Annotated in this window: 9 protein-coding genes; 6 read left to right on the forward strand and 3 right to left on the reverse strand. The window is 52.4% G+C overall.

The features are described from left to right. The first annotated feature begins 9 nt into the window (after positions 1 to 9). The 6 genes from B3007_RS05555 to B3007_RS05580 all read left to right on the forward strand — a co-directional run bounded on the left by B3007_RS05555 (position 10) and on the right by B3007_RS05580 (position 7954). Complete coding sequence (locus B3007_RS05555; protein WP_301378092.1) at positions 10 to 3639, forward strand: flagellar hook-basal body complex protein; 3630 nt, start codon at positions 10 to 12, stop codon at positions 3637 to 3639. Positions 3640 to 4183: 544 nt separating this feature from the next. Further along, complete coding sequence (locus B3007_RS05560; RefSeq protein WP_301378091.1) at positions 4184 to 4930, forward strand: flagellar basal body rod protein FlgF; 747 nt, start codon at positions 4184 to 4186, stop codon at positions 4928 to 4930. 12 nt (positions 4931 to 4942) lie between these two features. After that, complete coding sequence (gene flgG, locus B3007_RS05565) at positions 4943 to 5728, forward strand: flagellar basal-body rod protein FlgG (protein WP_068438825.1); 786 nt, start codon at positions 4943 to 4945, stop codon at positions 5726 to 5728. 12 nt (positions 5729 to 5740) lie between these two features. Beyond that, complete coding sequence (flgH, locus tag B3007_RS05570; protein WP_076514993.1) at positions 5741 to 6436, forward strand: flagellar basal body L-ring protein FlgH; 696 nt, start codon at positions 5741 to 5743, stop codon at positions 6434 to 6436. Between the two features lie 130 nt (positions 6437 to 6566). After that, positions 6567 to 7667 carry a flagellar basal body P-ring protein FlgI gene (locus tag B3007_RS05575; RefSeq protein WP_301378090.1) on the forward strand — a complete coding sequence of 367 codons (1101 nt, stop codon included), beginning with the start codon at positions 6567 to 6569 and terminating at the stop codon, positions 7665 to 7667. After that, the gene (locus B3007_RS05580; protein ID WP_076514991.1) at positions 7664 to 7954 is read left to right on the forward strand and encodes a hypothetical protein; all 291 of its coding nucleotides are present in this window, start codon (positions 7664 to 7666) and stop codon (positions 7952 to 7954) included. Before B3007_RS05575 ends, B3007_RS05580 begins: the two co-directional genes overlap by 4 nt. 161 nt (positions 7955 to 8115) lie before the next feature. Here the strand turns inward: B3007_RS05580 and flgL are convergent, their stop codons facing one another. The 3 genes from flgL to flgJ are packed head-to-tail and all read right to left on the reverse strand — an operon-like array spanning position 8116 to position 13360. Then, positions 8116 to 9354, reverse strand: coding sequence for a flagellar hook-associated protein FlgL (flgL, locus tag B3007_RS05585; protein WP_297532737.1), 1239 nt, complete (start codon positions 9352 to 9354; stop codon positions 8116 to 8118). Between the two features lie 15 nt (positions 9355 to 9369). Next, positions 9370 to 12345: a flagellar hook-associated protein FlgK gene (gene flgK, locus B3007_RS05590; RefSeq protein ID WP_301378089.1), complete on the reverse strand. Its 2976-nt coding sequence runs from the start codon at positions 12343 to 12345 to the stop codon at positions 9370 to 9372. Then, positions 12338 to 13360 carry a flagellar assembly peptidoglycan hydrolase FlgJ gene (flgJ, locus tag B3007_RS05595; protein ID WP_301378088.1) on the reverse strand — a complete coding sequence of 341 codons (1023 nt, stop codon included), beginning with the start codon at positions 13358 to 13360 and terminating at the stop codon, positions 12338 to 12340. The genes flgK and flgJ overlap by 8 nt, the downstream gene beginning before the upstream one ends. Between the last annotated feature and the right edge of the window lie 319 nt (positions 13361 to 13679).

Raw genomic sequence — 13679 nt, forward strand, 5'->3', positions numbered from 1 at the left:
AGTACAAATATGGCTTTTAATATTGGTTTAAGTGGTATCCGTGCAGCCTCTACGGATCTGGAAGTCACAGGTAACAATGTGGCGAACGCCAGTACCGTTGGCTTTAAAGAATCCCGTGCAGAATTTGCCGATGTCTACACCAGTACCTTGCTTGGTACCGGTCTGAAGCCGGTCGGTAGTGGTGTACTGGTTGATAACGTCCGTCAGGAATTTTCGCAGGGTAATATCAGTGGTACTGAAAATGCCCTCGACCTGGCCATCGACGGTAACGGTTTCTTCGTACTGGATGACCGTGGCAGTGTGTCTTACACCCGATCAGGGATATTCTCGCTCGACAAAAACGGATTTGTCGTGGCGAACAACGGCTCACGCCTGCAGGGTTATGAAGCCAACGAAAACGGTGTGGTCAGCGGTGTGCTGGGCGACATCAATATTCAGATTGCTAACCAGCCGCCACGCCTGACGACTCTTGCCACCGCCATCGTAAACCTGGACGCCGGTGAGCAGGTTCTGCAGGAGCAGGGTCTGCAGATCACCACCAACGGTTTGTCTGTTGGTGCGGCAGACGCGGGGATTCTTGAATCCACCAAAACCGTACTGGATTCAGCGGGTCAGCCAACGGATGCAGGCATTCCTGCACAGGTATTGTTCCCGAATACAGTCGCGGCAGTCGCGGCGGCGGGCTACGGTACTGAGTCGATGGACTTTGATATCGGTGACGGTAATGGCAGTCAGACCATTACCCTGGCCGGTGTTGCCGCAGGTGCCACCGTTCAGGAGGTGCTTAACGACATACAATCCGCATTGGATGCAACCTTTGGCTCACAGCAACTGCGCGCAGTAGAGGACCCATCTACAGGGAACTTAATCATCGAGCGTGCAGGTTTTAACGCGACGAATGGTACGTCATTCTCAATCACAACAACTCCGGGTTGGGATGGTGTCTTTGGTGTAGCGGGTGCAGTATCTGCGGGTGTTGCTGGTCAGCAGCTCTTTGTTGGTGCTAGCCCGGTTACCGCCGATTTTCGTTCTATCCCCGGTACTCAAACGACTACGCGGACAACAGCAACTCCGCCTCTGAATATTGTAGCGAGTGATCCGGGCGAGTTCGCCGTACTTACGGCAAACAACACCTACAGTGCCCTCGATCTTGAAGACAAAGTCGCTCCAGCTGTAGATAACGTTTTAGCTTTCCGGGTTGTTACTGAGGGGGGAGCGAGCTACCCCATAAATCTGAGTGAGGCAGCTTGGGTTGGTGCAGCACCGACCAGCTACGCGGCCGTATCGACGACTGAAATCGTGGCAGAAATTAATGCTCAGATAACCGCGACCGCCGGCGCCGGTAACGAAGAAGTTCTGGCGGTGAATAACGGCGGCAGAATTGAGTTTCAGGTACAGGCTCCTGCATCACGTGGTGATTTCGTACAAATTGCTGATAACCCCACCAGCTCGGTCAATTATGACTTGATTAATCTGGGCTTCCTAAGTAACAACCGGATTGATGGAGGTGTCGAGCCTGTACTGGCCAATAACGAGTTCAACCTTGAAGTGACCAGTTCTACCGGTAACGCGGGTGGTCCATTTACTATCACGATCCCACCTGCAAACTACGCCAATCTCGAGGCTCTGGCAGTCGCCATTCAACAACAGATTGATATCTATATTGGTGCGGGTGGCCTGGCTGGTAAAGTGAACGTCGACGCCGTAGGTGGTCAGCTGGTGTTTACCAACACTCTAGTTGGTGCAGGTGAAGGCATTTCGCTGACGCCGACTGTCGCTGAGTCTCAAGCGTTAGGGGAACTTGGCTTCGATAGCATGTTCATCGTGACGGGTCAGGATGAGGTCGATCGTACCAACAGCTTCCGAATCAATCTGACTGTCCCAGCGCCGGATGATGAGGGGCGCAGTGGCTCCGTCGTGGTGACTCTGGATGAAGAATACCGCTCTGTGCAGCAGCTGGCGGCAAGTATTAACCGCCAGTTAAACAGTCAGGATGCGGACAACTACATTGGCGTTCAGGCGGCGGCCGTCGAGGTCGAACCGAAAGTGGTACCACCACAGTACAAGTTGCAGCTCACCGCCGTTGAAGCGGGTGAAGCATCAATTATCTCGATTACTAACATCACTGCAGGTGGGCAGGATGTCTCTGAGTCCGATCTCTACGGTATTCTGCAGGTTAACCCGGATGACGGTACTTTGCTGACGACCGGTATCGAAGGGGTGACAAACGAATACCCAGAACAGCGTGTCACTCTGATTGATCCAGACGGCCAGGAAACAGAAATTGTTATTCCTGAGCATGCCGAAGCCAACGAAATCGTCTCGCTATTCAATCAGCAGCCAGGGGTAACCGCCTCCGCTGAAACGGTAATGACGATTCCATCTTCTGGCTACAACACCCCGGGTAATGACATGTCTCTGACCCTGAACGGTCAAATTCTGGAATCAACCAGCCTCGAAGAACTCGCAGAAGAGATCAATGCTTACCGTGCAACGACGTTGCCGGGCTTCCGTGCAGAAGTCAGTGATGCCGGGGATCTGGTCATCACTAACGAAATTGGCCGTGATATCAAAGTCTCGATTGATAGTCCTGTCGTAACAGACTCACTGGTAGTACAGGGTGCATCCGGAACTGGCCCAGTGGTATTGGGTGGCACCACGGCGGCTGATGTGGCTGCAGCGGTAGGCGGCACCGTGAATTTCATTCTCAATGAAAACTACGTATTACGTGATCCTCAGCCAGTCATATCGGGTATCTTTGGTGCATTGACCGATGACGAATACTCAGACTTCACTCTGAACTCATTCGACCCAGATAATCAGGAAACCTACAACCACGCAACATCGACCACCATCTACGACAGCCTGGGTAACTCCCATGTGATGACTCAGTACTTTGTGAAAGAGCCGCTGGACCCAACACGTCCGAACGAGCAGAACGTCTGGGCTATGTACGTCTTGATTGATGGTAACGACATTGGCGACCCTGATCCTTCACTGCCATTTCCGGAAAACCTGGACCCGACGCGTTCACGGTTTGAACTCTTCTTCAACCAGGACGGGACATTAGACGAAGTCGCGACCGGCGATATCTACATCACCAACTGGGACCCAGTGGACGAAAATGGCGATTCGACAGGGGCTCTGACATCAACAAACGTACTGGAAGGTGGCTTGCCCCTGAGCGATCCACCCACAAACTCAAACTTCCAGATCAGTCTTAATGGTTCGACCCAGTTTGGTAGCGAGTTCTCGGTGAACGAAGTAAACCAGAACGGCTATGCAACAGGTCGACTGACCGGCCTCGAAGTGGATGAAGAAGGTATCATCTTCGCCCGATTCACCAACGGTCAGGCACAGACACTGGGGCAGGTGGCCATGGCCAACTTCCGTAACCCGGAAGGCCTGACACCAGTCGGCGACACGGGCTGGGCTGAGTCTTTTGAATCAGGTATTCCGACCATTGGCTCACCGCGAACGGCTTCGTTTGGCCAGATACGGTCATCTGCATTAGAAGACTCAAACGTCGATCTGTCAGAAGAGCTGGTGGGCCTGATCATCGCCCAGCGTAACTTCCAGGCGAGTGCGAAGACCATTGAAACCACCGACCAGATAACGCAGGCGATTCTGAATATCTGATGAGGGTTAGTCATGTGGGAGCGAATCAGCCGGAGGCTATTCGCGATAAACCCAATCGCTATTAGCCAGGCAAGCTGGCTGAATAGCTCCCACAAAGAGCGAATCAGCTTTTTACGCTGTGGGAGCGAATCAGCTTTTTACTCTGTGGGAGCGAATCAGCTTTTTACTCTGTGGGAGCGAATCAGCCATAACACTGTGGAAGCAGATTAGCAGTAACACTGTGGGATCAGATCAGCCATAACACTGTGGGATCAAATCAGCAGTAACACTGTGGGAGCGAATCAGCAGTAACACTGTGGGAGCGAATCAGCCGGAGGCTATTCGCGATAAACTCAATCGCTATTAGCCAGGCAAGCTGGCTGAATAGCTCCCACAGTGTTTTGCCACCCTGGCAACCGCTTGCCGTTTCCACACCCAACCACCGGCATATCGACACTCAAAATCCGTCCGAAATTTATCTAACTAATTGATTTCAAATGAAAAATCAGAGTTGGCACAGCCTTCGCAATACTTCATGTAACTGAACTATTGAAAGGCAACCACTATGGACCGCGCACTCTACATCGCCATGTCCGGGGCCAAACAAAACACCTACGGGCAAACCGCACACGCCAACAACCTGGCCAATGTTGCGACCACAGGTTTCCGCTCTGATTACACCCAAAGCCGGGCGCAAGGCGTGTTCGGCGAACACTTCCCATCGCGTGCTTACGCCATGACCGAACGTCCCGCCAGCGATATGAGCATGGGCTCACTGGTCGAGACGGGTCGCAACATGGACCTCGCGATTGAAGGGAAAGGCTGGTTTGCGGTCGTCGGCCCGGATGGCCAGGAAGCCTATACCCGCGCCGGAGACCTCAGTGTTGATCCACTGGGCCGACTGGTGAATGGCAGTGGTCGGCAGCTCATTGGTGACGGCGGCCCTGTGGTATTACCCGAATTTGAAAAAATCGATATCTCAAAGGCCGGAATTATTACGATTCAGCCACTTGGCGAAGTGCCTGCGGGCGTCGCCGAACCAGTGCAGCTCAAGCTCGTTTATCCAGACCCTGAAACATTAGAAAAAGGCGAAGACGGTTTATTCCGCTTTCGTGAAGAGGGCACCCCACCGGCTCAGCCAGACCTTAATGTCAGCGTTGTTGGTGGCTTTACTGAAAGCAGTAACGTCAATGCCGTCACCGAACTTACCAGCCTGATTCAGCTGAACCGTCAGTATGAAATGCAGGTGAAAATGATGAAACGTGTCGACGAGCTGGCAGCCGCCACGACACAGATCATGTCGAATCAATAAGGAGTCAGCACTATGATGAACGCACTCTGGGTCAGTAAGACCGGGCTCGAAGCACAAGACCTCGCGCTGACCACCGTATCAAACAACCTCGCCAACGTAGCGACCACCGGCTTCAAAAAAGACCGTCCGGTATTCGAAGACCTGATCTACCAGATTCAGCGTCAGCCGGGTGCCAACAGCTCAGCCGACAGTCGCCTGCCATCCGGTCTGCAACTCGGTACCGGTGTACGTACCGCAGGTACACAGAAAGTATTTACCACCGGCTCGCTCGAAATCACGGATCAGCCGCTGGATATCGCGGTTAATGGTCGCGGTTTTTTCCAGATTCAGATGCCTGACGGCAACATCGGCTATACGCGTGACGGTACCTTCCACATCAATAACGAAGGCACCGTAGTGAACGTCAACGGCTATCCGTTAGAGCCGCAGATTGTTATCCCTGAGCAGACCAACAACCTCACCATCAGTGAAGACGGTATTGTCCAGGCGACCATGTTCGGTGATCCGAATCCGCAGCAGTTGGGCCAGATCGAGACCGTCGACTTTATTAACCCAGCAGGCCTTCAGGCAGCCGGTGGCAACCTCTTTCTGGAAACCGCAGCCAGTGGTGCTCCTCAAGGTGGAGTTCCGGGTGAAGATGGTTTTGGTCGGGTAGTGCAGGGCGCACTCGAAAACTCCAACGTCGAAGTGGTTGAAGAGCTGGTGAAAATGATCACCGTTCAGCGCGCCTACGAAATGAACTCAAAAGTCGTGTCAGCAGCCGATCAGATGCTGCAGTTCCTGACACAGAACACCTGATGGAGGTGTGATATGAAACGCCTGTTAGTTAACGCATTAATCGCACTTACAAGCACCGCTTTGCTGAGCGCATGCAGCAGCATTCAACAAGAGCGCGACGTATTCCCGGATGATCCGGCCTACGCTCCTGTATCGGCACAAAGCCTTGAAGCACCGCCGACCAACGACGGTTCGCTGTTTCAACCAAGATACAGCGTAGGGCTATATACCGACCAGCAAGCTAACCGGATCGGCGACATCATTACCGTGATATTCGACGAGGAATATCAATCGTCGAAATCAGCGGAAACCGTGGCCGATAAGTCATCGAACAATAACATGGCTGTACCGTCCCTGATGGGGACAGTCCCCGGCTGGAAAAACCTGACCATGGATTCAGAAACCACCAATGACCGTCAGTTCTCGGGCAAAGGTGAGGCTGATCGCTCAAACAGCCTGACAGGTCAGATCAGTGTGACGGTTTCAGATATTCTGCCCAATGGCGTGCTACAGATACGCGGTGAGAAATGGCTGACCCTGAGCGAAGGCGACGAATATATCCGCATCATGGGGCTGGTGCGACCGCAAGACATCACACCAGAAAACACCATAGCCTCAAGCAAAGTCGCAGACGCGCGCATTTCGTTCGGTGGTCGTGGCAACCTTAACAACAGCACCAAACAAGGTTGGGCTGACCGCATCTTTATGTCACCGCTCTGGCCGTTTTGATTCAATATTTTGTAGGAGCGCTTCAGCCAGCTTGTCTGGCTATGCGCGATCACCAATTGGCACACCCTTCGCATCATTCCCTTCCAAACGCTCCTGTAACGGCAAAAACTGCGCAACTACGGATTAAACGATGAAAAACTGGCGTCAATTACTCGTCATAATGCTGGTCAGCACGATTCCAGCTCTGGCCCATGCGGAGCGAATCAAAGACATCACCAGCATATCAGGCGTGCGTTCAAACCAATTGATCGGTTACGGGCTGGTGGTTGGCCTCGATGGTACGGGCGATAAAGCCCCGTTTACCACACAGACTTTCCGCAACATGATGAACGAGTTCGGGATCACCCTACCGCAAGGAACTGACCCGAAACTCAAAAATGTCGCTGCCGTATCTGTTACTGCAGAACTGCCGCCGTTCTCCAAACCCGGCCAGCGAGTCGACGTGACCGTATCATCACTGGGCAATGCCAAAAGCCTGCGCGGCGGCTCACTGTTATTTACCCCATTAAAAGGCGCTGATGGCGGCATTTACGCGGTTGCGCAGGGTAACCTCGTCGTCGGTGGCTTTGGTGCTGAAGGCAACGACGGCTCAAGTATTACCGTCAACGTCCCCAGCGTCGGCCGTATCCCCAACGGCGCAACGGTAGAGCAAGCCGTACCGAGCAGCTTCGGTCGTGGCGACAGCCTGATCTTCAACCTCGACCAGCCAGACTTCACTACAGCGCGCTCAATGACCGATAAAATCAACGAACTACTGGGGCCCGGCACCGCCGAAGCACTCGACGCTACCAGTATCCGGGTCAGTGCTCCGCGAGACACAAGCCAGCGCGTTGCATACCTGTCGGTGATCGAAAATCTTGAAATAGAAACCGGCACCGAGCGCGCGAAAATTATTATTAATTCCCGTACCGGCACCATCGTAATGGGGCAAAAAGTACAGATAGAACCGGTGGCCGTGACGCACGGTAGTCTAACCGTCACCATCACCGAAGACTTCGAAGTGGCTCAACCCAATGCACTGGCCGAAGGCGAGACAGTGGTCGTACCACAAACCAATATCAACATCGATGATGGTGCAGACAGTCGCATGTTTAAGTTCGGCCCTGGCGTCACGCTCGACGACATCGTCAAAGCCGTAAATGAAATTGGCGCCGCCCCCGGAGACCTCATGGCAATACTCGAAGCCATGAAACAAGCCGGTGCCCTCAAAGCAGAATTAATCGTCATATGAATAACGACCTATTTAGCCAGGTAAAAAACCTCTCGCTCGAACTTCGCTCACTGATACGCCAGGGCGTAAAAGAAGGCGTCGAAGAACGCATTCAAAAACGAAACGAACTGATGCGTGAGTGGTTTTCTCAAGTCAGTGACCTCATCGACCTGACCAACGAACAGCAAGTATTTCTGGAAGACCTGCTCAAAGAAGAGCAGGAATTGCTTGAGCAATTAAAAGCTGAGCAGAAGCAAGTGGGCACACAACAGCAAGGCCAGAAGAACGTCAAAAAGTATTTGATGTGAAGTTGCTGGGTTTTGTAGGAGGGGGCGCTTCATCTAACCTTGTGTGAGCAAATCAGCTTTTTTACCCCCCCCCCGTGGGAGCGAATCAGCCGAAGGCTATTCGCGATACCCCCATCGCTATTAGCCAGGCAAGCTGGCTGAATAGCTCCTACATCGGCTGCTTACAACTGGTTGAACAACGACAATCGGCTGATGGTGGTGTAGCTCTGCTGAGCGGCTTCCAGCAGGAATGTCTGCAAACTCAATCGGCTAACGGCTTCGGCAAAATCCACATCCGACAATTCTGACAGCACTTCCTGGCTGACGAGCCGCACGTCGTCGCTGAGGTTTCGTGCATTTTCGACCACGTTTAACCGCGCACCCAGCTGGCTACGCACTTCAGATACGGATGTCTGGGCGTTGGCGAGGTTGGTCAGGGTATCTTCGATCAGAATATCGAGGGTCGCTGAGTCCGTCGGGTTGTCTTGCAGGGTATCGAGGCCCTGTCTTAACCGGAATACGGTATCTGTGATGCTTTGTTTCGGGCTGGATTTTGCCAGTACTTCATCGCCCGGCTTTGGGTCACCGGAGATCTTTATACTGATGCCCGCCGCAACGATTTCAGCACCTTTTGAGTACGCACGATCAGCAATGCCATCGACAACGCGGCCATCGGATGCGCGGCGTATGGTGTAGTTTGGCCCCGGCGGGTCAATAGCAGCCTCAGGATTAAAGGTGACGATCAGGTCATCCGGGTAGAATTCGCCGTAGGCTTCTTCGTCTACCACAAACCCTGCATTTACCTGAGTCGTGCCTGTGTTCAGCGGGTTGACCGAGGATGTGAAGGTGTTTTTGGCGGCGCGGACATCAACGAACAGTTTTTTGCCGTTGTCGCCCGTCGCAACGCGCGTTGTGTCACCAATCGCCAGATAGCGCTGCCCTTCGTCGCCCTGATATTCGTAGCGACCATTGTCTTTCTGTTGAAATGGTTGTGTCGCGCCTTTGAAGCCACCAAAGATAAATTCGCCGTTCGGATCTTTGGTGTTAAAGAGCGCGGCGAGTTGATCTTCGAGTTGGCCGATTTCTGCAGAAATCGCCTGTCGGTCAGTAATGGTGAGCGTACCCGAACCGGCATTGACGGTGAGTTCCTGCAAACGCGTTAAGGCTTCGGTAATGGATTCCAGCGACGATTCTTCAAGTTTCAGGCGATTGTCAGCGGCCGTCATGTTGCGGTCGTATTGGTCGCGCTGTGCGAGATCCTGCTGCAATTGCAGGATTTTTGTCGATGCAATCGGGTCATCGGCGGGGGTTAATACCCGGCGGCCACTGGAGACCTGTTGCTGTGTTTTATTCACAGACGCCTGCGCATCGAGGATGGCATTGAGTCCGAGGTTAAATGACTGGAGCGTTGCAATTCTCATAATTTACTCCTCACCCTATCGGAAGGTGCTGATCAGGGTGTCGAAAATATCCCGAGCCACCTGAATGACCTGGGCACTGGCGTTATAGGCCAGTTCGTATTTAATCAGTGCGGCGGCTTCTTCATCGAGGTTGACGCCGGACGTTGCATCTACGGCAGTCTGCGAGTTACGCAGCAGCACTTCAGATGAGTCACGATTGATCTGCGCTCTGCTCGTGACTGAGCCAACAACCTCGACCAGACGCGCATAAGAATCTGTGTAGCTACTCTGGCCGTTCACTGTTTTGGTGCTTTGCAGTGCCGCCATTTCTACGCCGTTACGGCTGTCAGAAGTGCCGTCGCTGTTAAAATCGACGGTGAATTCGTCGCCGACTTCAGCAATGCCGTCGATATTTACATGGAAACCGAAGGCCACAGGCTCACCCACCGGATCGGTTGGGAATAGGTTGTTGCCCGGCGGTGCGATATTCAGGTCGTAGTGTTCGTCGACGATCACTTTTACCTGACCACCAATCGATACTTTATTACTGCCGACCGTGCCTGCACCGCTGACTTCGAGGCGAGGCTGAAAAGTGACCTGCCCTTTTTCGCTGATATCAACGTCGACGTTACCTGAGAACACGTAGCCTGAGTTTTCTATCGCCTGGCGGAATCCATCGAAAAGGTCGTCACCGGTTGCAAAGGTGCCGGTCATTTCGAATGAAATTGTGCCCTGAGAAGGATCACTGAACTCGTAAATGTAGGGGCCACCTTCTGAGAAGTCGTAACCTTCGTATTTACTCAGCGGGTCTTCGGTTTCCATGGCAGTAGCTGTCAACGGGATATCAATGCCGTTGCCTATGCGGAAGCTGTCGCCGGCGTCACCGCGCAGTTCGAAGTCGAGATCATCGCCATTTAAATCAATGATGGTCAGCTTACCACCGTCACTTCGGGCGACGATGCCTGCATCCTGCAGTTCGTAGTTGGCATTAATACGATCGGCCAGAAAGTTCAGTGTGATCGGATCGGGGACTTCGGCCGGGTAATTCGCATCGTATTGATTCTGGTTTGGCCCCAGGGTTTGCGTCAGTACAACTCCGTTTAAAGTAAATTCGGTATCGAGAAAATCAACGCTATCGGTTTCAAGATCGGTGATCTCAACCGTGGTACGAGCAGACGCCTCAACACCGTCGCGTTTGCTGAGTGATTCTGCAATTTCACGGGCAGTGGCATTTAATGGCGTGATCAATGTGCGCTGGTTGGCGGTTAAGCCGTTGTTCGGATTGGTAAAGCCAATATCAATGCGCTCAGGGAAGAAGCCATTTACTGAGTCTACGCTGGTGCCATTCTGTTGATAGGTCGGAGAAACCGGCAGCACACCACCAAAGCTTGTGAACGCGGTTTTACCTTCGTCTTCAGGCAATATGCTGTTACTGATACCCGGCGTGAAGGTCTGATTCATCAGTGGCGGAAATAACGGAATCGGGTTTCCTGGGTCGGTATTATCCAGTACGTCGTATGTGGTCGGTGACGTAAAACGAATCAGAAGCGGTGGCGTCATTTCGCCCTCTTCTGAAAAATACGATGTACCAAGGTCGTACACCTGCCCCTGGTCAATAGTGGCGTTACCACGATTACCAATCGCTGTATCAGTGCTGATTGGAGACGCGAGTGCGACCTGCTCAGCACGGGTAATGTTCATGTCCAGATTCTGAGATTCACGACGCGTCGGTGAAATCAGAAAGCGGTCATTCTGCTGAAACGTGCCTGCTTCGAAACGGATTTCCATTCCGTCAATTTCAATCGACTCAGGAAATGCGCCGCTCAGAGCGTTAGTCTGTAATAACTCACCCGTATCGTTACGGAAAACACGATAGGTATAATCGTCCGGGCCGACAAAACGAATTTCATAGTCACTCGTGGTTAACTGAGTTGCGTCTTTGATTTCGACGGCAATCACCCGATCATCGGGATCTGCGTTATTACGATCTCCCAGCACACGCTGGTAAGTTTTCGTTGGCTCATTAATGTCAGTGAAAAAGTTTTCACCTTTAATGCCATCGTAATCAACGCCTAGTTTGTGCTGATCGTTCATCGTTTGGGCGATAACCAATCCCAAGCGACCAAGCTGGTTGAGGCTCGGATCAAGTACCTGATCACGAAAATCAAGGATGCCGCCGAGTTGTCCGCCAGTAATTTCACGCGTGACGTTCTGAACAGCAGTACCTTTACGGAAATAGATATCCACACGAGAGGGGTCTTTCGCGCCTACATCGGTAAATACTTCGTTGAATTCGTTACCTACCACCAGCGCCTGACCATTACCGATAAAAACGTTGAAGACGCTGTCGTCCTGCTCAACTATATTTACCTGAACATATTCGGATAGCTCTTTTAACAGGCGGTCGCGTTGGTCGAGAAGCTCGCTTGGTTCGATCCCCTGAGCTGATGCTGAGGCAAACTGAATCTGCTCGTTCAGTTCAGCAATGGATTCCGCGATGGTGGTAATCTCACCAGCAATCACTTCCATCTGGCCGTTGATAATATCGTTCTGCTCGAACAGACGATCACTAATAGCGCTGAAGCGATCGACAAGACCATTGGCTTCGCTGATCAATACTTCACGAGCAGGCAGAGATGAAGGGTCGTCCACCGTAGCCTGCAAAGCACCGAACATATTCTCGAGCCCTGGCTGCACACCAGTACCGCTATCGGCGAGTAGGCTATTGATTTGCTCGGCGTTAACCGCCAGAGCATTAAATTCGTTAAACGTTGAGGTGTCGCGGCGCAATTGCTCCGTCAGAAACTGATCGTATACGCGACGAACCGAATCCACATTGACGCCTGAGCCCACCCAAATGCCATTAGTAAACTGCGGATTATTTTCGGTAAAGCTGACTTCCTGACGAGAGTAGCCTTCCGTCCCCGCATTGGTAATGTTGTTACCCGTGATCGTCAGTGCGGTTTGTTGCGCCTTAAGGCCGGAGATACCAATATCGAGAATATTACCCATCCTGGTTCTCCAGCGTAGTGGCGTTCAGCATTCTATTCAGCGTATTGTTGAGAAGATCGCCGTTGTAAATGCGCTCTACTTTATTGCCGTAGTTGGGGTCAGTAGCATAGCCACCCTGCTGCAACGCATGGCCATATGTCTCGCCACTGGATTGCTCGTTAATGGCACTCTGGTAGCGTGTTGAGTCACGCAGGAAGTTCGCGTAATCCTGAAGGCCGTCTTCAAGTGATGCGTATGAACGGAAGTCTGCCTGCTCGTTCACTTTTACACCCTGACGGTATTCGTGTGTCTGGATGCTGACCACATCGCCATCCCAACGGCTGTCGGCTTTAATACCAAACAGATTGTTCGATGGGCGACCATCTTCACCTTTGATGGTGTACTTACCCCAACCTGTTTCAAGCGCGGCTTGAGCAACAATCGCTTTTGGATCAACGCCCAGATCAGCACCGACGCGTTCAGCGTAAGGATAAACAGCGGCAACAAATTCTGCCGGAGAGGCAAAGCTTTGCCCCTTAGTACCGGCACCAGTGGTGGCTGATTGATTAGTATCGACATTGGAATCATCGACCGGCGCAGGACGCTGTGGAAGCTTATCCAGCTCTTCTTCAACACGCTTGATGGTTTGCGAAATTCCGGTAAAACGACGGCCGAAAATCTGACTCTGATCGACCTTACCCGTGGCATCTGGGTTTGTACCGTATTGTGACATCAGCTGACGGTGGATAACCTCGGCAAGGCCCGTGCCCTCGCCTTCCGTGAGGGATACAGCCATCTGATCGTCGTACATATTCTGGTAGAAATCGGCTTCCGGAGAGCTGAAAAGAGAGTCTTCAGAAAAGACATCTGAGGCGTCACGCATGGACTTCAGCATCATACTGACGAACATAGATTCGAACTGTTTTGCGACCTCTTTCAACGCGGCATCCTGGTCGGATTTACCCAGCGCACGGATGCCCTGAAGCCCGTTAATATCAGTAAATACGTTTGCCGCGTTGTGTGAATTCTGAATCATGCAATGCACCTCTACAGAGGAGATTGCAAAAGGTGGGCCAAGGTTGGGGGAGTCGCTTCATCTAACCCTATGGGAGCGAATCATCTTACCTGGCCCTGTGAGAAGTTCTCCTGGCCCTGTGAGAAGTTCTCCTAACCCCGTGGGAGCGAATCAGCCGGAGGCTATTCGCGATAAACCCCATCGCTATTAGCCAGGCAAGCTGGCTGAATAGCTCCCACAAAGAGAAAATCATCAAACAACGAAAGTGATAGCGAACCAATTTACCCTGTGGGAAGCTCCCCTAACCCAGTGGGAGCGAACCAACTTACCTTGCCCTGTG

This window comes from Thalassolituus sp. UBA675 (assembly GCF_002297765.1).
Lineage (GTDB): Bacteria > Pseudomonadota > Gammaproteobacteria > Pseudomonadales > Oceanobacteraceae > Thalassolituus.

Excerpts from the sequence above, each read along its gene's own strand:
- flgH (WP_076514993.1), top strand. The coding sequence starts at position 5,741 with ATGAAACGCCTGTTAGTTAACGCATTAATCGCACTTACAAGCACCGCT.
- B3007_RS05560 (WP_301378091.1), top strand. The coding sequence starts at position 4,184 with ATGGACCGCGCACTCTACATCGCCATGTCCGGGGCCAAACAAAACACC.
- flgK (WP_301378089.1), bottom strand. The coding sequence starts at position 12,345 with ATGGGTAATATTCTCGATATTGGTATCTCCGGCCTTAAGGCGCAACAA.
- B3007_RS05555 (WP_301378092.1), top strand. The coding sequence starts at position 10 with ATGGCTTTTAATATTGGTTTAAGTGGTATCCGTGCAGCCTCTACGGAT.
- flgG (WP_068438825.1), top strand. The coding sequence starts at position 4,943 with ATGATGAACGCACTCTGGGTCAGTAAGACCGGGCTCGAAGCACAAGAC.
- flgJ (WP_301378088.1), bottom strand. The coding sequence starts at position 13,360 with ATGATTCAGAATTCACACAACGCGGCAAACGTATTTACTGATATTAAC.
- B3007_RS05580 (WP_076514991.1), top strand. The coding sequence starts at position 7,664 with ATGAATAACGACCTATTTAGCCAGGTAAAAAACCTCTCGCTCGAACTT.
- flgL (WP_297532737.1), bottom strand. The coding sequence starts at position 9,354 with ATGAGAATTGCAACGCTCCAGTCATTTAACCTCGGACTCAATGCCATC.
- B3007_RS05575 (WP_301378090.1), top strand. The coding sequence starts at position 6,567 with ATGAAAAACTGGCGTCAATTACTCGTCATAATGCTGGTCAGCACGATT.